This is a genomic window from Rummeliibacillus sp. BSL5 (assembly GCF_052928305.1).
This window is the reverse complement of sequence record NZ_JAVGCV010000008.1, coordinates 24,475-46,454: the sequence shown is the minus strand read 5'-3', so window position 1 is coordinate 46,454 and position 21,980 is coordinate 24,475. Positions and strand designations below refer to the sequence as shown.

At 36.3% G+C, this 21,980-nt stretch carries 24 protein-coding genes and 1 pseudogene; 19 read left to right on the top strand and 6 right to left on the bottom strand.

Features of this window, described 5'->3' with window-relative positions; translation table 11 throughout:
* The first annotated feature begins 28 nt into the window (after positions 1-28).
* The 6 genes and pseudogenes from cdaA to RCJ93_RS15355 all read left to right on the top strand — a co-directional run.
* The gene (cdaA, locus tag RCJ93_RS15380; RefSeq protein WP_066790714.1) at positions 29-871 is read left to right on the top strand and encodes a diadenylate cyclase CdaA; all 843 of its coding nucleotides are present in this window, start codon (positions 29-31) and stop codon (positions 869-871) included.
* Positions 871-2,190 (top strand): CdaR family protein, encoded by a 1,320-nt coding sequence (locus tag RCJ93_RS15375; protein ID WP_446739474.1) that lies wholly within the window; start codon positions 871-873, stop codon positions 2,188-2,190. Before cdaA ends, RCJ93_RS15375 begins: the two co-directional genes overlap by 1 nt.
* A 76-nt stretch (positions 2,191-2,266) precedes the next feature.
* Positions 2,267-3,619 carry a phosphoglucosamine mutase gene (gene glmM, locus RCJ93_RS15370; RefSeq protein WP_066790710.1) on the top strand — a complete coding sequence of 451 codons (1,353 nt, stop codon included), beginning with the start codon at positions 2,267-2,269 and terminating at the stop codon, positions 3,617-3,619.
* 108 nt (positions 3,620-3,727) lie between these two features.
* Positions 3,728-4,246, top strand: a complete 519-nt coding sequence (locus RCJ93_RS15365; RefSeq protein ID WP_184117595.1) for a type 1 glutamine amidotransferase domain-containing protein — start codon at positions 3,728-3,730, stop codon at positions 4,244-4,246.
* A gap of 483 nt (positions 4,247-4,729) precedes the next feature.
* Positions 4,730-6,532 carry a glutamine--fructose-6-phosphate transaminase (isomerizing) gene (glmS, locus tag RCJ93_RS15360; protein ID WP_446739538.1) on the top strand — a complete coding sequence of 601 codons (1,803 nt, stop codon included), beginning with the start codon at positions 4,730-4,732 and terminating at the stop codon, positions 6,530-6,532.
* A gap of 829 nt (positions 6,533-7,361) precedes the next feature.
* Positions 7,362-7,460: pseudogene (locus RCJ93_RS15355) on the top strand (winged helix-turn-helix transcriptional regulator); the annotation flags it as partial.
* Between the two features lie 366 nt (positions 7,461-7,826).
* Here the strand turns inward: RCJ93_RS15355 and RCJ93_RS15350 are convergent.
* Positions 7,827-8,183 carry a winged helix-turn-helix transcriptional regulator gene (locus RCJ93_RS15350; RefSeq protein ID WP_150285535.1) on the bottom strand — a complete coding sequence of 119 codons (357 nt, stop codon included), beginning with the start codon at positions 8,181-8,183 and terminating at the stop codon, positions 7,827-7,829.
* A gap of 176 nt (positions 8,184-8,359) precedes the next feature.
* On the opposite strand from RCJ93_RS15350, the gene RCJ93_RS15345 reads away from it, so the two are divergent.
* Positions 8,360-8,692: an antibiotic biosynthesis monooxygenase family protein gene (locus RCJ93_RS15345; RefSeq protein ID WP_150285534.1), complete on the top strand. Its 333-nt coding sequence runs from the start codon at positions 8,360-8,362 to the stop codon at positions 8,690-8,692.
* A gap of 203 nt (positions 8,693-8,895) precedes the next feature.
* The gene (locus RCJ93_RS15340) at positions 8,896-9,720 is read left to right on the top strand and encodes an alpha/beta fold hydrolase (protein ID WP_446739473.1); all 825 of its coding nucleotides are present in this window, start codon (positions 8,896-8,898) and stop codon (positions 9,718-9,720) included.
* Positions 9,721-9,852: 132 nt separating this feature from the next.
* Here RCJ93_RS15340 and RCJ93_RS15335 read toward each other — a convergent pair whose 3' ends face one another.
* Positions 9,853-10,032, bottom strand: a complete 180-nt coding sequence (locus RCJ93_RS15335) for a transposase (RefSeq protein ID WP_446739472.1) — start codon at positions 10,030-10,032, stop codon at positions 9,853-9,855.
* A gap of 706 nt (positions 10,033-10,738) precedes the next feature.
* Between RCJ93_RS15335 and RCJ93_RS15330 the strand changes: the two genes are divergently transcribed.
* The 3 genes from RCJ93_RS15330 (at position 10,739) to RCJ93_RS15320 (ending at position 12,497) form a co-directional block, all read left to right on the top strand.
* Positions 10,739-10,993, top strand: a complete 255-nt coding sequence (locus RCJ93_RS15330; protein WP_150285532.1) for a DUF7660 family protein — start codon at positions 10,739-10,741, stop codon at positions 10,991-10,993.
* 442 nt (positions 10,994-11,435) lie between these two features.
* The gene (locus RCJ93_RS15325) at positions 11,436-11,927 is read left to right on the top strand and encodes a DUF2716 domain-containing protein (protein ID WP_446739471.1); all 492 of its coding nucleotides are present in this window, start codon (positions 11,436-11,438) and stop codon (positions 11,925-11,927) included.
* Between the two features lie 117 nt (positions 11,928-12,044).
* The gene (locus RCJ93_RS15320) at positions 12,045-12,497 is read left to right on the top strand and encodes a GNAT family N-acetyltransferase (RefSeq protein ID WP_249775019.1); all 453 of its coding nucleotides are present in this window, start codon (positions 12,045-12,047) and stop codon (positions 12,495-12,497) included.
* Between the two features lie 156 nt (positions 12,498-12,653).
* Here the strand turns inward: RCJ93_RS15320 and RCJ93_RS15315 are convergent, their stop codons facing one another.
* Positions 12,654-13,106, bottom strand: coding sequence for a GNAT family N-acetyltransferase (locus RCJ93_RS15315; RefSeq protein WP_446739470.1), 453 nt, complete (start codon positions 13,104-13,106; stop codon positions 12,654-12,656).
* A 31-nt stretch (positions 13,107-13,137) separates the two neighbouring features.
* Positions 13,138-13,911, bottom strand: a complete 774-nt coding sequence (locus tag RCJ93_RS15310) for a Cof-type HAD-IIB family hydrolase (protein ID WP_446739469.1) — start codon at positions 13,909-13,911, stop codon at positions 13,138-13,140.
* Between the two features lie 206 nt (positions 13,912-14,117).
* On the opposite strand from RCJ93_RS15310, the gene RCJ93_RS15305 reads away from it, so the two are divergent.
* The 6 genes from RCJ93_RS15305 (at position 14,118) to RCJ93_RS15280 (ending at position 18,176) form a co-directional block, all read left to right on the top strand.
* Entirely contained in the window at positions 14,118-14,432 is a 315-nt protein-coding gene (locus RCJ93_RS15305; RefSeq protein WP_446739468.1) for an ArsR/SmtB family transcription factor, read from the top strand.
* A 2-nt stretch (positions 14,433-14,434) separates the two neighbouring features.
* Positions 14,435-15,481 carry an ACR3 family arsenite efflux transporter gene (gene arsB, locus RCJ93_RS15300; protein ID WP_446739467.1) on the top strand — a complete coding sequence of 349 codons (1,047 nt, stop codon included), beginning with the start codon at positions 14,435-14,437 and terminating at the stop codon, positions 15,479-15,481.
* A gap of 15 nt (positions 15,482-15,496) precedes the next feature.
* Positions 15,497-15,910 (top strand): arsenate reductase (thioredoxin), encoded by a 414-nt coding sequence (gene arsC / locus RCJ93_RS15295; RefSeq protein WP_392996619.1) that lies wholly within the window; start codon positions 15,497-15,499, stop codon positions 15,908-15,910.
* A 90-nt stretch (positions 15,911-16,000) separates the two neighbouring features.
* Positions 16,001-16,222, top strand: a complete 222-nt coding sequence (locus RCJ93_RS15290) for a hypothetical protein (protein ID WP_446739466.1) — start codon at positions 16,001-16,003, stop codon at positions 16,220-16,222.
* Positions 16,209-17,585, top strand: coding sequence for an NAD(P)-binding domain-containing protein (locus tag RCJ93_RS15285; RefSeq protein ID WP_446739465.1), 1,377 nt, complete (start codon positions 16,209-16,211; stop codon positions 17,583-17,585). The genes RCJ93_RS15290 and RCJ93_RS15285 overlap by 14 nt, the downstream gene beginning before the upstream one ends.
* 93 nt (positions 17,586-17,678) lie before the next feature.
* Positions 17,679-18,176, top strand: coding sequence for an N-acetyltransferase family protein (locus RCJ93_RS15280; protein WP_446739464.1), 498 nt, complete (start codon positions 17,679-17,681; stop codon positions 18,174-18,176).
* Between the two features lie 83 nt (positions 18,177-18,259).
* Here the strand turns inward: RCJ93_RS15280 and RCJ93_RS15275 are convergent, their stop codons facing one another.
* Positions 18,260-18,655 carry a VOC family protein gene (locus RCJ93_RS15275; RefSeq protein ID WP_446739463.1) on the bottom strand — a complete coding sequence of 132 codons (396 nt, stop codon included), beginning with the start codon at positions 18,653-18,655 and terminating at the stop codon, positions 18,260-18,262.
* A gap of 286 nt (positions 18,656-18,941) precedes the next feature.
* Here RCJ93_RS15275 and RCJ93_RS15270 point away from each other — a divergent pair, with 286 nt between their 5' ends.
* Complete coding sequence (locus tag RCJ93_RS15270; protein WP_446739462.1) at positions 18,942-20,033, top strand: DUF2157 domain-containing protein; 1,092 nt, start codon at positions 18,942-18,944, stop codon at positions 20,031-20,033.
* Positions 20,020-20,598 (top strand): GDYXXLXY domain-containing protein, encoded by a 579-nt coding sequence (locus tag RCJ93_RS15265; protein WP_446739461.1) that lies wholly within the window; start codon positions 20,020-20,022, stop codon positions 20,596-20,598. The genes RCJ93_RS15270 and RCJ93_RS15265 overlap by 14 nt, the downstream gene beginning before the upstream one ends.
* Positions 20,599-20,643: 45 nt before the next feature.
* On the opposite strand, the gene RCJ93_RS15260 is transcribed toward RCJ93_RS15265, so the two are convergent.
* Entirely contained in the window at positions 20,644-21,897 is a 1,254-nt protein-coding gene (locus tag RCJ93_RS15260; protein WP_249775010.1) for a helix-turn-helix domain-containing protein, read from the bottom strand.
* Positions 21,898-21,980: the final 83 nt, after the last annotated feature.

The following is a 21,980-nucleotide window of genomic DNA, read 5'->3' as shown; positions in this document are numbered from 1 at the left end:
GTACTCGCTAGAAAAGTGGGGGATCCACATGTCTTTTATTAATGAATTTACACAGTTTACAAACAATCAATGGGTAAGAATGGTTTTAAACGTCATCGACATTCTGTTGGTCTGGTTGGTTATCTATAATATTCTTATATTAATCCGTGGTACAAAGGCCGTTCAGCTATTAAAAGGCATATTCGTCATTATTATCATTCGGATTATTACAGTTTATTTTGGATTGACTACACTTGGCTGGATGACAAAACAGGTAATTGAATTTGGATTTTTAGCCATTATTATTATCTTCCAACCTGAATTGCGTCGAGCACTCGAGCAATTGGGGCGAGGTAAGTTGTTTGCTAGGAGTAATATGCAGGAGGAAGAAGAACAAACTCGGCTAGTTACTGCTATGTCCAAATCAGTAAGCTATATGGCTAAACGAAGAATTGGCGCCCTTATCTCCATTGAGAGAGAAACAGGTCTGAATGAGTATATCGAGACAGGGATACCGATGTATTCTGAGATTTCTTCAGAATTAATTATAAATATCTTTATCCCAAATACACCGCTTCATGATGGAGCAGTCATTGTACAAAAAAATAAAGTTGCAGCCGCCGCTTGTTATCTTCCGCTTTCTGAAAGTCCTTTTATTTCGAAGGAACTGGGAACGCGTCATCGTGCTGCGATAGGCATTAGTGAAGTAACAGATGCAATTACTGTTGTTGTCTCTGAGGAAACAGGAGCTATCAGTTTGACGATCAACGGGGACTTGCACCGTGACTTATCAATTGAAGAGTTTGAGGTCCGCCTGCGAAATGCTTGGTTCGGAGGAGCTACTAATTCAGTAGGCACTTCTAAATGGAGCTTATGGGGGGATAAAAAATAATGGATAAACTTTTTGAGAGTCCATGGTTTCTTCGTATTATGGCGCTCCTGTTATCACTATTAATATTCTTCACTGTTAAGTCAGAGACGAGCACAGACAATTACACAACAACGACATCTGACCGCCAAGCGGAAGTGATAAAGGATGTGCCAGTAGAAGTTCTTTACGATAGCGAAAATTTAATTGTTTCTGATGTTCCTAAGACAGTGGATGTATCTATTAAGGGTCCGCTTGCAGTTGTGTTGCAGACAAAAGCATTTAAAGATTATCATGTTTATTTAGATCTCAGCAAAGAGACAATTGGAGAGCACAAGGTTAAATTTAAATCCAAAGGTTTCTCAGATAAGCTGAATGTACAAATTGAGCCTTCTACCATCAATGTATCAATAGAGGAAAAGGTAACAAAGACATTCAAAATTGACCCTGACTTTAATGAAAGCAGACTATCGCCGAATTACTTCATTAAAACGATGACGGCGAACCCAAGTGAAGTGACTGTCACTGGTGCCAAAAGTGTTATTGACAATATCGCCTATATTAAAGCCATGTTATCTAGCGACGGCAACATTAATGAGTCGTTCACAAAGGATGCTCCTGTTAAAGTACTGGATCGCGATATGAATAAGTTAGACGTCTCGGTTACTCCAGCTACAGTATCAGTTAAAGTTGATATTGGTGAATACAGCAAAGAAGTTCCTCTATCACTTAATATAAAAGGATCGCCAAAGGGTAAGAAAGTAAAATCGATTAAAGCAGAAGAAACGATGATTACATTATTCGGTTCTAAAAATGACTTGGAGAAGATTCAATCTCTTCCTGTCGATGTTGATGTTACTAAACTTAAAAAATCCGGCGATATATCCGTAAACTTGGATAAGCCCAATGGTGTGACAAAGTTATCATTCAATCAATTACGTGTACATGTAATAGTAGATGACACATCTTCATCTTCTGGTTCAGATCAAAATCAAGAGAAAGAAAAAGAAGACAAAAATGCAGACAATGAAGAAACAAAAGTAACAGAAGCACCCGTTTCTACCTCTACTGTTACGTTAAACGATGTAGCCGTTAGCATAGAAAACTTAGACACTGACCAGTATGAAATAGAAAGCAATGCCAACCATTTTGTATCTGTTCTTGTGACTGGTGAAAAGCAACGACTTGCCAATATAGCCAAATCAGATATTCGGTTATATGTGGATGCAAAAGATGTAAAAGAGGGTATAAACAATCTGGAGATTATGGGTGAAAGCCCAAAAGGAACTACATGGAAGGCGAATCCAAATACAATGAAACTAAAAATTAGCCAAATTTCATAAAGTGAAACTCCATAAAAGCAGGGGTTTCTTCTAGTTCATAAAATTGCATTTAGAGTTTTGAAGGAGAGAATACACAATGGGTAAATATTTCGGTACAGATGGCGTACGCGGAGTCGCCAATAGTGAACTAACACCAGAATTAGCATTTAAATTAGGGCGCTTCGGCGGTTATGTTTTGACAAAGGAAACAAGAGAACGCCCTAAAGTTCTAATTGGACGAGATACGCGTATTTCCGGGGAAATGTTAGAAGGTGCACTTGTAGCAGGTCTCTTATCAGTAGGAGCAGAAGTAATGCGTTTAGGTGTCATTAGCACGCCAGGAGTCGCTTACTTGACTCGTGCGATGAGTGCACAAGCAGGCGTTATGATTTCTGCATCTCACAATCCGGTAGAGGATAACGGCATTAAATTCTTTGGTCCCGACGGCTTTAAGCTATCTGATGCGGAAGAAGCAGAGATCGAAGCATTACTTGACCAAGAACATGATGATTTGCCACGTCCAACTGGTGGAGCACTTGGTACTGTCAGCGACTACTTCGAGGGCGGTCAAAAGTACATCCAGTATTTAAAACAAACTGTATATGAAGAATTTACAAATATTCATATTGTGTTAGACTGTGCGCATGGTGCGACATCTTCACTTGCAACTCATCTGTTTGCTGACTTGGAAGCTGACCTTTCTACAATGGGTTCATCACCAAACGGCTTAAATATTAATGATGGAGTAGGTTCTACACATCCTGAGAAACTAGCACAGTTGGTTGTAGATAAAGGGGCAGATATCGGTCTTGCCTTCGATGGTGACGGAGACCGCTTGATTGCTGTAGACGAAAATGGAAATATCGTTGACGGCGACCAAATCATGTATATCTGTGCCAAACATATGCATGAAGAGGGAAAACTGAAGCATGATACAGTTGTATCTACAGTCATGAGTAATATGGGCTTTTATAAAGGATTAGAAGAACACGGTATGCATAGTGTTCAAACAAAAGTGGGTGACCGCTATGTTGTAGAAGCAATGCGCGAAGGAAATTACAATGTCGGTGGGGAGCAATCTGGCCATATTGTATTCTTAGACTACAATACAACAGGTGATGGCATGCTTACTGGTTTACAGCTTGTCAATACCATGAAAGTCACAGGCAAAAAGCTGTCTGAATTAGCTGCAGAAATGACGATTTATCCTCAAAAGTTGATCAATGTACGTGTAACAGATAAGCATGCTGTGACAGATAACGCTAAAGTAGCGGCCACTATTGCTGAAGTCGAACAAGAAATGAACGGCGAAGGTCGTGTCCTTGTACGCCCATCTGGTACAGAGCCATTAGTGCGTGTCATGGTGGAAGCACCGACAAGCGAAAAATGTGAAGCATACTGCACCCAAATTGCTGCTGTTGTCAGCGAGGAAATGGGATTAAAAGAATAATAAAGCGAAGAAAAGGAACTCGTATAAGAGTTCCTTTTTTGTTTAAAATTTGGCGATTGTGGAAAAGTACAAGTAGAGGCCAATAACGGCCCTATCTATGAAAAGGAGATGTTATCATTGGCTAAAGTAGCGACAGTAGTAACAAACCTAGTAGAAGATGTAGAATACACAGAACCTGTTAAAGCCCTTCGTGATGCAGGTCATGAAGTCGTAACAGTTGAAAAAACAGCAGGCGGCGAAGTTGAAGGGAAACATGGCACTAAAATTCAAGTCGACAAATCAATCGATGATGTAAAAGTAGACGACTTTGACGCATTATTGATTCCTGGTGGTTTTTCACCTGACCAATTGCGTGCAGACGAGCGTTTCGTGAATTTCGCAAAAGCTTTCATGGATGCTAAAAAACCAGTTTTTGCGATTTGCCACGGACCGCAATTATTAATCACTGCTAAAACACTAGATGGTCGTCACGCAACTGGCTACAAATCTATCCAGGTAGATATGGAAAATGCCGGTGTCAATTTCCAAGATAAAGAAGTGGTTGTATGCGAAAATCAATTGGTAACAAGCCGTACACCAGATGATATTCCTGCATTCAATCGTGAGATTGTCAATTTATTAAAATAGCCTAGACTGATACAATAGGAGCTAATCGAAAGAGCCTTCTTTCGATTAGCTTTTTACATTACGTTTATAGTAAGCAACTAAAGGGTAATAGTGACATATGATAGTTATATCATCAAACTTGCATTTTATAATTGACTAAAAAAAGACTTTTCAAGTATGATGAACATGCTGATTCTTTTAAAGTTAAGATCAGCGTATGCTGAGGAGGATTGTATGTAAGCAAAAATCGGAAAAACAGTTATAGCGCCAGTACTGAAGAAATCGTGAATCTTCAGTAGACGAGGTGGAGGAGTATCGAAGTTTTCGGCGGATGCCTCCCGATCGCAATGCCCGATCGTTATCTTGCTTTTAAAGGACTCAAGTGATTGAGTAGACAGGGAAGCAAGAAGGCAAATTAGCAGCTGCATATGAATGACTTCGCCTGTAATAGGGGAAGCTTATTTACACGCGGCTAATTTGGCAAAGTTCGGAGGAAATATAGTTATGTGTGGTATTGTTGGATATAATGGTTTACTTGATGCGAAAGAAATTCTATTAAAAGGATTAGAAAAACTAGAATATAGAGGTTATGATTCTGCAGGGATTGGCCTATGCACAGAAGATGGAGTTGCAGTCTTTAAAGAAAAAGGCCGTATCGCTGACTTACGCAGTATTGTCGATGAAGAAGCAGCTGCTACTATGGGCATTGGCCATACACGATGGGCAACACATGGTGTCCCAAATCAGCTGAACGCTCATCCTCACCAAAGTGCGTCAGGCCGTTTTACATTAGTGCACAATGGTGTATTAGAAAACTATCATCACTTGCAAGATGAATACCTAAGCGGAGTTCAGCTAAAATCTGATACAGATACAGAAGTGCTTGTCCAATTGGTTGAGGAATTTGTAGAGGACGGCATGGCAACAGAAGAAGCGTTCCGCCATACGTTAACACTTGTGCATGGGTCTTATGCCCTTGCTTTATTGGATGCAGAAGAATGTGACACGATTTATGTAGCTAAAAACAAAAGCCCGCTTTTAGTAGGTGTAGGCGAAGGGTTTAATGTAGTAGCATCTGATGCGATGGCAATGCTACAAGTAACAGATCAATTTATCGAATTGCATGATGAAGAAGTTGTTATTGTTCGCAAAGACTCTATCGTAATCAAAAAACTTGATGGCACAGTAGTAGAACGTGCACCTTACACTGCAGAGCTAGATATGAGCGATATCGAAAAAGGCACATATCCACACTACATGCTAAAAGAAATCGATGAACAACCTGGCGTAGTTCGCAAAATTGTTCAAAACTATGAAGATGAAGAAGGCAACCTAGTGATTCCTTCTGACATCGCCAATGCTTTACATGCTGCAGATCGACTTTATATCATTGCAGCAGGTACTAGCTATCATGCAGGCCTTGTTGGCAAACAATACTTTGAGAAAATGGCAGGCATCCCTGTCGAAGTGCATATCTCAAGTGAATTCGGCTATAATATGCCGTTACTATCAGAAAAGCCATTCTTTATTTTCATCTCACAATCAGGCGAAACAGCAGATAGCCGTCAAGTGCTTGTGAAAATTAAGGAATTAGGCCATCCAATTTTAACTATTACGAATGTACCTGGCTCTACTTTATCACGTGAAGCGGATTACACATTGTTATTGCATGCAGGCCCTGAAATTGCCGTAGCCTCTACTAAAGCATATGTTGCACAAGTAGCCGTACTTGCAATCGTTGCTTATGTAGAAGCACAAGCAAAAGGCAAAGCACTGGACTTTGATTTAAAAGCAGAGCTTGGCATTGCAGCAAACAACATTCAAACGATTGTTGATCATAAAGAAGACATGGAACATGTAGCAGCAGATTTCTTAGAAACAACACGCAATGCTTTCTTTATTGGCCGCTCAATGGACTTTTATGTCAGCTTAGAGGGCGCGCTCAAACTAAAAGAAATCTCTTATATCCAAGCGGAAGGGTTTGCTGGAGGAGAGCTAAAACATGGTACAATCGCATTAATTGAAGATGGTACACCTGTATTTGCGCTTATTACACAAAAAGAAGTAAGCCTTAACCTAAGAGGTAATGTGAAAGAGGTAACCACTCGTGGTGCCAACGCTTGCATTATTTCGATGGAAGGCATGGAAGAACCAGGCGACACAATCGTCCTTCCACCTGTACACCCGCTTCTAACACCGCTTGTATCAGTTGTTCCATTACAATTGATCAGCTATTATGCATCTCTTGCACGTGGCTGTGATGTGGATAAACCAAGAAATTTGGCTAAGTCGGTTACAGTGGAATAGTTGTATTCCTAGTGAGTGAGTTATACCTAATCCTGTCACAGCTTATAAGTATGTTTGTCATATAAATATAAGTTGTTGTGACACATAGATTCACCTTGATACTGCGATAAACCTTTCAGTATCAAGGTTTTCTGTTTTTTATCTCCAATAGTATTTAGTAAGTGTTATTCACTAAAAATAATTAAAGTAACAGTTAAGGTTTTATAATTAATAATGACATTATTCTATTCGTCTAGGGTTTTGATTGTGATTTAAATAGAGTTGTACAAAAAATGTTCACCTATATTAATGTTAGTAACTATACAATAATGTAGTAACTCAACATTAAACTAGGTAACTGAACTTTTTTTGAAGTATAAATTGTATAGAGCAAATAAAGTTCGATTCGATTTGTTTATTATCGTGTTTAAGAGGATATCTCTTAATCACGATTTTTTTGTTGCTTTTAAATAAAGTACGATGTTTTGCCCCTTTGGATCTGTTTATCTAAGGGGGTGTTTTTATAGTGAAAGAAGATCTGAATTGAAAGGTGGATCAAGGAATTGTTGAGTATCAATAAAGTTACTCAATTAAAGGGCCATTTAATTGAATAACTCTTAAAAGAAAATTGGATAGTATTGGGGAGTTTAGAAGGGGTTGTGAAGTTATGTACTTAAAGTAACGGGGAAGGATAGTTGAATAAGATTAGTCATGATTAGGAGTATTTTACTTTGAATATTGAACTAGTTGAAAATAGATAGTAGTTATTCGAAAGCAAAAAGGACTATTATTCGGTATTATATACCTAGACTACTATCGATAATAAATCAGAGGAGAATAGATGAGAAATATACCTCCTAAAGTGGAATACAGCCTTACAAATAAAGGAGAGATGCTATTACTTGTTTTAGAGCAGTTATGTGAACGGGGGGAGAATGGTAATAATTAACTTCTGTAGATAATGAAAACCCATTTGGAAATAGAGTGAGGTGAGATTAATTCAGTATTTTATATAGAGAACAGAAAACAGTTATCTAATTGGTAACTGTTTTCTGTTCTAATAGTCGTGCCAGTAATCCTGTAGTAAAAAGTAAAGAAGCTCTACTTATGTTACAACAGGACAGAATCCCTATATTAAATGGGTTAGCGTCAGAAAAATTCGGATTTCAACGTAAGTAGATTTCAAGGACGCTACCCCCGTTTTTAACTACATTAAGGAAGCTTTAATGTTCTTAAAGAATCTGTCGAGGCCATCTACTTAGAATTAAAATAGCTAAATTTTAGTACAACAATAAAATACCTTACATATAAGGTATTAAGAAGCCTCTTCTGGTTGTGCGATTTCATATTCACCTTCTGCATACTCTTGCTCCGCATAATGGCTTCCCCATTGACAGAGCTCCTGCAAGATAGGTTTAAGAGATTCTCCAAGTTCAGTGGATGAATATTCAACCTTCGGTGGTACTTGATTATACATCTTTCTGCTCACAAGTCCACTGTCTTCAAGCTCTCTAAGTGTTTGAATCAGCATTTTCTGAGATATATTTGGGACAATGCGCTTTAATTCACTCGTTCTCTTTGGTCCATTCATTAAAAAGTGTAATACAAGACCTTTCCACTTTCCGCCAATAACTTCCTTTGTCACTTCAAAACCACAACTATATTTTTTCAAGTCTAAACCTCTCCATTCCACATTTATTACTTTTTAGTTACTATATCACAAAAAAGTGGGTACTTCCGTTAATGTGCTTACTAAAGGATACTATATCTTGTAAGTTGTTCTTCAAGTACTTGGGGAATGGTGTAACGGAATCGTCGCAAAATATAAAATTTATAGGAGGAGTTAATATGACCAATCAACTAGTTCAACTCAATATTCGTTTTAAGGCTAAACCAGGGAAGAAAGAAGAATTCCGCAAGGAGCTTTTTTCTCTAATTGAGGAGATGTCATCCGAAAAGGCATTTATTAGCGCTATTGTTTCGGATAATCTGGATCAACCGGATGAACTGCTCATTTATGAAACATGGAAAGGCACGAGAGATAGCTGGCTTGATGAAGAATTTACTAAACCATACCGCAAGAATTACGAAGTAAGAGTGGATGATTTAATTGTGGAAAGAAGCGTTAGCTGGTTGCAACCTATCCGTGAATGGGGAAGTCATATAACGAATGCATATTAATTTTTATAAATGAGAAATAGCATCTACAACTGTACAAATGGGCGAAGTCACAATAGCTGTCTTCGACGATACCTGCGGCAACCTTATTAAGATAATACAGGAGTAAACTTTATTTATGGTAGAAAAAGTTATGCAATAGAGTGTTTTTATAAACAAATTAACAACAACTTTATGTTGAGACCTACTAGAAGGAGGAAAGAATCATGGCATTTTTCGAAACAAGTGACGGCGTCAAATTGTATTATCAGCAAAAAGGAGAAGGACAACCGATTGTGTTCGTCCATGGCTGGTCATCAGATCATACAGCATTCGATCAACCATTTGAAGAATTGAGCAAAAAGTTCAATGTAGTGTCTTTTGATTTGAGAGGACATGGCGCTTCTGATCGCCCGGAGCATGGTTTGACATTGAAGAGATTCGCTTCCGATTTGGAAGAACTAATGGAGCATCTTAATTTGATGAATGTCACATTAGTTGGACACTCGATGGGGGTTTCTACGACATTCGAGTATGTAAAAAACTTCGGTGTATCCAGATTGAAGGCCGTATCGTTGTTCGACATGACACCAAAATTAGTCAATGAAGAGGATTGGAATTTAGGTCTTTATCACGGTAAATATACGCGAGAAGACTCATTGAATGATTTGACAGTGATCAATAATAGCTTGATGGAATTCGCAAAGCCTTTCTTTAAAGTGACCGTCCCATACTTGGCTGGTGAAATGATGGAAGAGCAACTCAATTTAGTAGTCAACGGCAATACCCCTCATGTATTAGCGGCAATGTGGCATGCGATGGCAGTTGGCGATTATCGTGACGTGTTACCACAAATCACTGTACCAACACAAATTGTGTATGGAGAAAAGAGTACACTTTACTCAAAAGAAGCAGCGGAATACATGAAGGAACAGATTCCGAATTCTGAAGTGATTCCGTTTGAAAACTGCACGCACTTATTAGTTGCGGAAGATGTAGTAAAAACAGCAAAAGTAATTGAAGAACTTGCAAGTTCTATGGTGAATTCATAAATAATGAAGGGGCTGTCTAAAAAGTCCCTAAAATGAAGAAGGTGGAGAAAAATAAATCGTTTTCTCCACCTTTTTTTGATTTTTCGTTTTATAAGGTGGTTTCTGCACAAGAGGCCTACCACTTTTAGTAAGTTATGAGCCATTGTACCTTTTCAGGTCCCCGTGTCGGTTCCCCTTCTCCTTTGTGCACAAAGCCTTCAGTGGACAATCACCACACTCTTCACATTCGTAGATTTTGAAGTCCTGTACAAAGCCGAGGGTTTCTTTTTCTTCATGTACTTCTTGAAGTGAACACGGCGGCCGTTCGGACAAATGAACAAGTTGTCCTCTTCTACATAATCCCAATTCTTTGCATTGTATGGATTGTCCGGTAGTCGGGTTTTTACATCGCCGCGAGCCACATGGCGGGAATGTTCTCCATTTAAACTAAACGGGGCTTTACTTCAATAATGATCTTCAACAATCGTGCGCGTTTGTTGAATAAGTACCGATAAAAATAATCAAGCCTGTAAGTATGGTATAAAGTAATTTTTTATATGTATAAATTATTTTCTATATAATGGTAGAACAGGCGACAACTTTTTAATATATAGGTAGGGCGTATTGGCGAAATTTTATTTGTTTTACTGGTGTTCCAGTCGAGAATTATTTTATCATGTAACATTAGGTTGGCTTTTAATAAAGGACGGATACAAATAATAAGATCTAATGAAAACAACCTCTGTGGGTAAAATATCCAGTAGAGGTTATTTTATTCTCTGAAAGTAGAGGAACTTTTATCCCAGTGAATTCTTCGAATCAATTCATAGAGGCGGTCATACAAGGTGACTGTTGATAGAGTTATTTACACAACAAAACCAGTTTCCTATGTTAATGTTATTATAAGGGTATAAAAAATATTAAACCTTAGGGATAGTGGAGGAGATTGATATTATTATTTGAATATTTAGGAAAAGTTTAATAGAAGAAGGAAATACCTAGTCTTTTGATGGAAATTATTAATAAAGGTGGTATAAAGATGGAAATATTTGAAATGGCAGATAACGTAAATAGTCCAGAAGATTTAATTGAATTTATAAATCAATTAAGAATGGATTTAAAAATTAATAAGGATGAGTGGAAGAATATAACACTTGAAGATTACTTAGAAGCGATGGAAGCTTGTGTTAATGAAATGGATGAATATAATGTATATGATACTCAAATACTTCCTAAGCAACCCTCTTGGAAGATTATATCTCTAATACTATTTGCTGCGAGTATATATGAATGATGTTTGACTATTGGGGAGCTTTGCTTTTGTACAACAAGGATTTATTAAATATACAAAACAATCTAATAAAGGCTTCAGATAAAGGCGGTATTCCCATAATCTTGCGCATTTATGAGGTAATACTATAGAAAATAATCAAACTACTTTAAATTAACTAAAAAATGTTAAAGAAGCATCCATATTGATTAATGGATGCTTCTTATTAATCTTAGTGTAAAGGGTTTATTAGGGACTTTATTCAAACTTTATCTTAAAGCTACTACTGACATATTCACCTGAAATAAATAATCTAATTATGAACACGATTCAATCAAAATTGGATCGTGCTTTTTACATAGAGGGACGAAAGGGAATAACCAACTTAACTGAAATAATGTAATAATAAAGTTGAGAATACAGATTATAAATGTTCAACTGATTAGAAAGTAAAGGGGGGAGTTTAATGAAGAATTGGGTTCCGCTTTTAGAAAAAGAAATGGGTCAAATTTGGGACAGGATATATAATGATTTTGAATTCGAACCAAGTACGTCTATATTTCCATCTTTTAATGTTCCACATCCTTATATAACTTATAATGTTTCTGGCTATTTCGGAGATTCATCAGATTTAAGTGCTTATGATGACCTTGAAGAAAAAGTGCTAGATGTATTTAAAGAGTGCACAATACTTGGAGAATATATACTAGCACTCGATTGGCAACACGAATGTTATTGGATAAATCCACGCTTAGAATTCGAAAGGGATGAATTCGGAGAATGGGTTATACCAATCTTTCCGAATGGTGATTACTATTTCTTTATTCAGAAGGATTTTATGTGGGGCATTTTAGGACATCCTTGGGAAAATAGTATAACTATATTTGGAAAAGAACTAATAGACGCTTTTAATAAAAACAAGCCTAGAATGTTTTGTAAGATTTTAAGACAGGGCTAATTCTTTAACTTTATATAGCATTGTAATAAATGAGTTCCCAACTTTAAGTCATATATAAAGAGATACGAAAAATGCCAATAAGGCATAGATAAAAAAATCTAATTGGGGGAAAGGGATTTGATTAAAGAAATTGATATGACGAATTCGAAATTTGCTAATGAAGTATTAAACGTTCAATTGTTATCGTATAAAGTAGAAGCAGAGTTAATAGATTTTTATGAACTGCCGCCACTTAAAGATACAGTTGAGAGCTTGCAACAAAGCGGAGAAACTTTTTATGGTTTTTATATAAAAGAAGAGCTAAGCGGAATCATTTCTCTAAAGATAGAAGAGGGTGTAATGGATATACACCGATTATTTGTCCATCCTAAACATTTTAGAAAGGGCATTGCTAGGGAACTATTAGATTTTGTTCAAAGCATTCGAAAAGAATTTCAAACAATTATTGTTTCAACAGGCTCTAAAAATGCACCTGCAATAAACTTTTATAAAAAGAATGGATTTGTAGAATTAAAAGAAATGATGGTTGATGGTGGTCTAACGTTGACCATGCTTGAGAAGAAAGTATAAAGTGAAAAAATTCTACTTTAGGATGTGCAGTAGTATATCCTGAAGGGTCACTCCCGTTCTGAATTAATTTATTCAAAACGGGTTTTTTATTGAAAAATAGAGTGCTTTCATGTTTTTTCATTTATTCTTGTAGAAGTTGAATAACGGCAATAATCCTTATTTCTCCAATTCCCAATTCAGCATATTGTTTTTAGGTTCCGTTCTTTTCATGTGCAGTTTTTCTAAGACCCTTATGGAAGAGTGGTTATCATGCAAGCATTCAGCGACTACTTTTTCTACTTTTCCAGTGGAGAAAGCCCAGTTAATTATTTCTTTCACGGCTTCTGTTGCATACCCTTTCTTTTGAGCAGAGGGGATAATTGCATAGCCTACTTCCACTGTTTTTTGTGAATCAGGTTTTCCTTTAAACCCCATATCGCCAATAATCGTATGATCCTCTTTATTGATCACAAGCCATACACCCCATCCTGAAAGAGAAGGGTCATCTTTTAATGCTAACAAATACATATCTACATGTAGACCGATTACATATTCTTCGGTTTTTGAAAACTCCTGTAATGACTCTTTAGTGCACGGTGTGATTATAAGTCTTTCAGTTTGTAGTTCCATTTTTATCTCCTTTTAATTAAACTACCGGGAGCTATATAATCCCGAATTTTTTTAAAGCAAAAGATATACCATCTTCGCTAGACTTTTTAGTCACAAAATCTGCAACCTTTTTCAATTCCTCATTGCCATTCTCCATGGCAATACCTAGTGCTACAGATTCCAACATATCAATATCATTCTCTCCATCACCGAATGCAATGGCTTCTGACTTATCGAATCCAAAATAATTTAAAACTTTATTAATCGCTAATGATTTGGAAACGTCTTCCTGTAAAACATTCAATATAAAAGGATGCCATCTTTTAAATAGTAGATTTGGGAATTTTAATTTATAGCTTTTCATCATGTCATCGTCTGCGAAAATGCACATTAAGTACACTTCAAGATTATGTATATGTGGGTTTGAAGCAGGATAATCACTCAATGATAAAGTTTCCTTTAAGGCCTTTAATATGTTTTCATTCTTTACGCCATTCATACTGAAATCTTCTGTATAGAATGATAGGGCATGATTTTCAGCAGCGGCAAATTCAATAAAAGAGCGCAAAATGTCTTGATCCATAGGTACTTTATGAACAACATGTTCTTTATGTTTCACATATCCACCATTAGCAGTTATAAAGGTATCAATGCCTAACGTCCTTAACTCGTCACACATGGATAAAGGTCTACCTGTTGCGACAACAACCTTTAAACCCTTTCTTTTTAAAGCTAAGATGGCCTCTTTAGTGCTCTCTGAGATACTGCCGTCTCTATGGTCTGTCAAAGTTCCATCCACATCAAAAAATACAATCTTATAACCCATTGGAAGCCTCCTTTCGAAAGAAAGAAATAAGTATACCTAATTATATAAAAAAACTATATATTAACAAATCAAAAAATTGCGTCATCTTTTAATTATAAGTAATTAAATAGTAAGCTGAGTGTCACGTATTTTATACTCTTGCATATTTTGATAAATAAGCGTACGATTATATAAGGTAATGCTTATATATAAATGAGGTGATGATGATGGATTTACAATTGATGGAGAAGCAGCTCAAAGCGGTGAGTGATGCTAATCGATTAAAGTTGTTAGCCAGTTTGAAGAATGGTGAGGTTTGTGTATGTGATTTGGTTGATATATTGCAAGTTTCACAACCAGCTGTAAGCCAGCAGCTACGTAAATTAAAAGAAGCTAATATTATTCTAGAAAGAAAAAAAGGGACATGGAAGCACTATAGATTAAATGATAGTCAAACGCCTTATATCCAAGCCATCATTGATGAATTAGCGCCTATCCCATTGAAAAATTGCCTTTGCTCGATTAACGAAGGGGAGGCATAAATGTGAGAAAGCCATTAACAAAACAATTATCATTTCTCGATCGTTATTTAACAGTATGGATTTTCGTTGCGATGGGTTTAGGGATTGTGCTGAGCATGATTGCTCCTTCGTTTAAGGATACATTAGATAAATTATCTGTCGGTACAACATCTATTCCGATTGCCATAGGCCTTATAGTGATGCTGTATCCTCCACTGGCAAAAGTAAAATATGAGGAAATGTGGAGAGTATTTAAGGATTGGAAAGTATTAGTCCTGTCTTTGTTGCAAAATTGGCTTTTAGGTCCATTTTTAATGTTCTTCTTAGCAATCATATTTTTACATGATTATCCAGAGTATATGGCAGGACTGATTATGATTGGTATTGCACGTTGTATTGCTATGGTTATAGTATGGAACGATTTAGCGAGGGGGGATAGTGAATACGTAGCTGGTTTAGTAGCATTTAATTCCATATTCCAAATACTGTTCTACTCAACTTTTGCTTATTTCTTCTTAAATGTCATGCCTGGTTGGTTTGGTATGGAGAATTTATCGCTAACAATCTCCATGTGGGACATCACTAAAAGTGTCCTAACTTATCTAGGTATTCCATTTGCTGCAGGCATTTTAACGCGACTTATCGGTATTAGATTGAAGGGGAAAGAGTGGTACCAAGAGAAATTCATCCCTAAAATTTCACCTCTTACATTAATCGCTTTGTTGTTTACTATCGTCATGATGTTTTCATTAAAAGGGGACAAAATTGTTGCCTTACCACTTGATGTGTTACGCATTGCAGTACCATTATTGATTTACTTCTTAATTATGTTTGTAGTGTCATTCTTTGCTTCAAGGAAAGTTGGAGCAAGTTATCCAGTGACATCTGCCCTGTCCTTTACAGCTGCAAGCAACAATTTTGAGTTAGCTATTGCAGTGGCTGTCGCTGTATTTGGTATAAACAGTGGCGAAGCATTCGCAGCAGTTATTGGACCGTTAGTAGAAGTGCCTGTTCTCATAGCGTTAGTAGGTGTTTCGTTGAAGTGGAAAGACAGATATTTTAAATGCTGAAAAAGAGGATATAGAATGAAAAAATTGTACTTTTTATGCACGGGTAATTCTTGCCGTAGTCAAATAGCTGAAGGGTTTGGAAAAAAGTATTTGGATTCTGAATGGGAAGTGCGTAGTGGCGGTATTGAAGCACATGGATTGAATCCCAAGGCTGTGAAAGTAATGAAAGAGGTAGGGATTGATATTTCTAATCAACAATCTGAAATGATTGATCGTGAATATCTAAATCAAGCCGATTTAGTTGTGACTTTGTGCGGAGATGCTGAAATTAGATGTCCTCTGACTCCCTCTCAAGTGAAACGTGAACATTGGGGGTTCAATGATCCAGCCAAAGCAACTGGTTCAGATGATGAGGTATGGCAAGTATTCCAAACAGTTCGCGATGCTATTGGTCAACGCATTAGAGAATTTGCTCAAACAAATGCCTAGAGATTCTAGGCATTATTTTCAATTTATATATAAGGGTTTGCTTATATAAAATAGACTTGTATGTCAAGTTGTGACTGTTAGGAGATTAGAATGGTAGTTAATCATGCAAGTACATTATCAGTAGAGTACTTTATTCAATACCTAGAATTAGTGATGAAGTCGAGACAAATTCCTTTAAAAGAAGCGGAACAATATATGCGTGATCAATTTTTTAAGGGTAACCCACATTTGTATGGGGAAAGAACGGCTTCGTGTTTTAAACAAGCAATACAATGCATAGAAAAGAAGGAGAATGAAAATGAAAGAAATTAAACTATTTACGACAAATACATCATCATGCTGTGGTGCAGAAACAATAAAAGAAACTTCTTGCTGCTCAGAAATACCAAGCCAACTGTCGTATAATCTTGACTTACCAGTAGCTATTATTGGGGCAGGTCCAGTGGGTCTTGCTGCAGCTGCAAATTTAGCAATGAATAAAGTGCCTTTTATTGTTTTGGAGTCAGGCCAAGGTGTAGCTCATAATATTCGCAAGTGGCAACATGTTCATTTGTTTAGTCCATGGCAATACAATATTGATAAGATTGCACGCAAATTGCTAGAAGAAACGGACTGGGAATCACCTCAAGATGATATTTTACCAACTGGTAGAGAACTAATAGAACAGTATTTAGAACCATTAAGTGAATTGCCTGTGATAAAAGAATCGATTTATTATAATTCAAAGGTTGTTTCTATTTCTCGGAAGGAAAATGACAAAATGAAAACGAAAAATCGTGAAAAACAACCCTTTGAAATTTATGTTGATAATCATCAAGAACTGAAAATTGTAGAAGCGCGTGCCATTATTGATGCAACCGGGACATGGGGTAATCCAAATCCAGTTACTTCTAATGGCGTTTGGCTTTCTTCTGAAAGGGCTTGTCAGGATTATATTGAATACGGCATTCCCGATATTGTGCAGAATACAACCCGCTATGCAAATAAAACGATTGCAGTAATTGGTGGCGGGCATTCCGCCATAAATACATTGCTTGAATTAGCAGATCTTCAAATAAAATATCCACAAACAAAACTAATTTGGATATTACGCAAAAAGCATATCTCGGATGCGTTCGGTGGAGAAGAAAAAGATGCATTAGAGGCAAGAGGGGCTTTAGGTACGAAAATCCATTCCTTAGTTGATGCAGAAAAAGTGGAAGTGTATACACCGTTCTATACAATGCAAGTTAAGTCAATAAACGAACAATTGGAGCTTATAGGTCGCTACAATGGTGAAGTGGTATCTATTAAGGAAATTGATGAGTTAATTGTTAATACAGGCAACCGCCCAGATTTTTCAATTGAGCAAGAGCTTCGATTATCTATTGACCCGGCAACAGAAAGTGTGAAAGCACTCGCACCGTTAATCGATCCAAATCTTCATAGCTGTGGGACAGTCCGTCCTCATGGGGAAGAAATTCTTCGTCAACCAGAACATGGACTATATATTGTTGGCATGAAAAGCTATGGTCGTGCTCCCACATTCTTAATGGCGACTGGTTATGAACAAGTTCGTTCTATTACTGCCTATCTCGCAGGGGATATAGAAGCCTCCAAACGAGTGGAGCTTGATTTGCCTGAGACTGGGGTGTGTAGTACAAATTTAAATAATGCCGATTCTTCTTGTTGTTAATAAAGGAAACAGGATATATATGAAAAGAGACCATTATAGTATATGGTTTCTTTTCTTAATCATATAACAAGTATCACAGGGGGTAACTTTTGGATGGCGAATAATTTTGAAGTTAGAAAAATGTTAGATACAGATTGGTCTAGAGTTAAGGAAATTTATTTAGAAGGTATTGCAACAGGACATGCTACATTTCAAACTGAAGCACCTTCTTTTGAAGAATGGACTGCATCACATGATTCCACATGTAAAATGGTTGCTGTAAAAGACGGAATAATAGTTGGTTGGATAGCAATAAGCCCTGTCTCTAGTCGGTGTGTATATAAAGGAGTAGGCGAAATTAGTATATACATAACAACACAAGTAAAAAACAAAGGGATTGGTACAGTATTATTTTCAAAACTAATAGAGGAAAGTGAAAAACAAGGATATTGGACATTGCAATCTTCTATTTTCAAAGAAAATAAGGCAAGTTTAAATTTGCACAAGAAGCTAGGTTTTCGTGAGATTGGATACAGGGAAAAGATAGCACAGCATCACGGTGTTTGGAGAGATGTTATATTATTAGAGCGCAGAAGCAAAAATATAGTTTAATTGAATATATTATTATTTACATAAAGAAAGAACTGAAGTAGAGCGTATCAGTTCTTTCTTTTTTAATGGATATTTAGACTGCTTTATGGTGCAGTTACCATCCAGGTAACCCCGTATTTATCTACAAGGTCTCCATAGTATTCGCCCCAAACTTGTTTTTCAAAGGGATGCTTAAATTCGCCGCCTTCGCCAAGCTTTGCATATACCTCTTTAGCTTCATCCTCACTATCATATGTTAATGCAAGACTGATGGTGGTATTAAGAGGTGCCTGTTCTAAAGTATCGGACATCATGAGGATATTCCCTCCTGCCACCTTCACAGCTAGATGCATCACCTTATCTTTTATTGCTTCTGGGGTTCCTGGGGTTTCGCCATATGTTTTAAGTGTAATGATTTCCCCACCTAGGGCCTCTACATAAAAGTTCGCCTGTCCTTTTGCATCTGTAGACATTAGATAAGGGTTTAATTGTATTCCCATTTTTAACAACCTCTCCAATTATAAATTTTGTGTTGAAGGTTAAAGATTCTTTTAATCTATATACGCCCATTTTGCTTTATTATCCTTCAAGGGTGTATAAAATTTTTAATTATAAGAAGAGGGAACTGTTTTCAAAAATAAAGCGTCCAGGTTTGTAATACTTTTACAAAAGAGTAACGGATATACGGTATTATAGGTATGTATCATAATTATTTTTGAATTTACGTACTATAACATAGTGGGAAATAAAGAGAAATTGGTGAAAGATCGAAAGGGGGTCAGCAATATGAAAAGGTCTATTAAGAAGTCGGAATATCAATGGTTGAAGAAGGAATTGGACTTTTTTGAGAAAGAAGGTTCCATTCAGGCTGCACAAAAAGAAGAACTTTTGGGGCACTACGAGGTAACGGGTGGTCCAAATTTTATCCGTATACTTCTTACGGTGGGTGCATTTTTGATTGGGATTGGGATGTTGAGCTTTATAGCAAGTAATTGGATGTATATGAGTAAAACGGTAAAGTTTTTGCTCATAATTATTTCAGTGATTGGAGTCAATGGTGTCGGACTCAAAATAGAAAACCATAATCCAAAAATGGCCAGAACTTTGTTTTATATAGGCTTTTTGTTTTATGGTGCGGGTATCTTCCTGATAGGGCAAATGTTTAACTTGGGAGGTTCTTTCCGAAATGCATTTTTGGTATGGGCTTTAGGAGGGATACCTATTGCATATGTCTTGAAAGATAAGTTACTACTCATATTCATAACAGCTTTACTATTTATCTATCAAATGAATTACATGTTCGATGGTGAGACTTCTCTGCCATATATTATGCTAGTTATCCTGCCTATTATGTATCTTATCAGTAAGCATATCCACTATTCAGTTCCTTATATATTCTTTATGAATATATTAACGATTCAATTATCTATTTTACTGGCATTTACTTTCATAGACTATGATAGTCCAATAGCCGTTCTTGCTATTTTATTTATATTTTTAATTGGTATCGCTATGCTGTTTATTCCTGTAAGGGAGAAGCTGAAGGGCATATTTGAAATTCAAGGACACCTAATTCACGGTGTCAGTGGGATCATCCTAACATTTGGCTACTTCTGGAGAAATTCATTGTTTGGGGAATCATTTTATATTGTGTTCAGTTTGGCGTATTTAGTACTAGTGCTCTTCTTTATTAAGAGAGGTAGCCTGCTGAATATTATGATTTTGTGCGCGTTAATCCTTCGTTTTTATATAGATATTTCTTATGACTTTTTACCAAAATCATTGGTATTTGTCATAGGGGGAGCCATATTCATTGGCTTCGGTATTTATATAGATAAGCAAAGAAAGAAAGGGGGAAAGTCATTTGCTGAAGAGTAACTGGAAGAAGTTAATTGCCTTTTCACTACCTATTCTTATATTGATAGGAATGTCTATTCCCCCATTTCTAACGATAACTACAGGAAACACGATAAAGCTAGAAACAAGACCGGTGGATCCCACTGATTTGTTCAGAGGGGATTATGTTAGGTTAAACTACAAAGCAGAAGAGGTAAATATTTCAAAATTAGACAAGGAATTAAAAGATTATTTTAAAGTGAATAATTCTTCTTTTTATGATAAGCCAGTAGTTGTCTATTCAGTCTTAGAGAAAAATGAAAATGGTATGGATATTGTGAAGAAGGTAGTAAAGGATCAACCTGAAGAAGGTATTTATTTAAAAGGGGAAATCAATTATTTTCCTTTGAACTCAAGCAATGGACCTGATAATCAAGTTGTAGAAATTAATTATCAATTAGATAAATTCTTTGTCCCCGAAAATACAGGGAAGGACTTAGAGAATGCCATTAGTCAGCCGGCAAACAAGACTTCTGCCATAGCAACTATTAAAGTCCGAAAAGGGCATGCGATTTTAGACAAAGTGGAAATTCAGTCGACGAAATAGATTAATTTAAAACGCAGATCCTCTCAGTGAGAGGCCTGCGTGTTTTTAGGTTTCACTAGACTGATGATCAGAATGAGCATTTCTAAACTGTCGGGGAGTTAAGCTCGTGTATTTTTTAAAGGTTTTTATAAAATAACTTTGATCATGGAAGTTTAGCCAGGTACCAATATCTGAAATAGAGTAATTTGTTAAAAGTAATAGTTTCTTTGCTTCTTCAACACGTTGCCTTTGCATGTATTCACTTATTGGTATTCCAACTTCTTTTTTGAATAATGATGATAAGTAATTTGGACTTAAATGACATACTTCTGCAAGCTGATCGAGAGTGATTTCTTCGTAAAGATGATCATAAATATAGTGATGACAAGTAGTTATTGTGGGAGAATATTTTTCAGTTTTTATTTGGTTCACCCGATTGGTAAAATCCTTTATCGCTTCTTCCGTTAATTTTAAAATGGTTTTTAAGGTGCCTAATTCCTCAATACGTTGGATATAGAAATCACTTAAAGTGAAGGCAGTTTCATCGTTTAATCCCCCTTCGATAGCCGCTCTACAAACAAGAGCTATTCCCGTAATCATTAAGTTTTTTTCACTTCTAAGGCGATTTCGTTTCGATAACAATCCTAATTCTGCCTCACCGATAATAGAGTAATCAAAAATATCCTGTAATTTATCAATTCGTCCGTTTTTGACATAATCAAGCAATATTTGTTCATAGGAAAGATTAGAATGAAAGATGAAATTTCGCCTTCCTTTTGACAGTTCAAGTTCTGGATTTTCAGTTTCGATGATGTCTAAGGCTAATGCTTTATTATTATGTATTACCATCGATTGATCTAGCTTTTTTTGGTACACCAAATAATAAACCAAGAGACTAATCGTTAGAAAGTGCTCACTGTCGATAATGGGAATGGATTGATAATATTCGATGAGTTTTCTTTTATGAAGCTTTCCTTTAAAAGAATCAAAAATTTTATTCACATCCTCATCCGTTACTTCGGATACAAGGGTCGGTCCTAAAATAATGGTGCCCCAAAATGAATTTGTATTCTTCAGGTTAATAAAGAAAAAATTCAATTTAGAATTTGAAAAAAAGATAGGAAAGTCATGTGGGCTTTCATCATAAGTGTAGACGCTGATCTGCTTTTTGATTTGATTATAGTATGGGTTATCCCTTAGGTTTCTCCCTGAAAATTCATGTTCTATTTCACCAAACTGATTGAGGTAAAAAACAGGTATATCATGAACTTTATAAATCATCTCACATATATAATGTAAATCCTGTATAGCTATTTCCATATAGAATATACTTCCTTTTAATTTTTATGGAGCGTAGATAAGAACTATTAATCGTAAGATAATACAATATTAATTTTTAAACA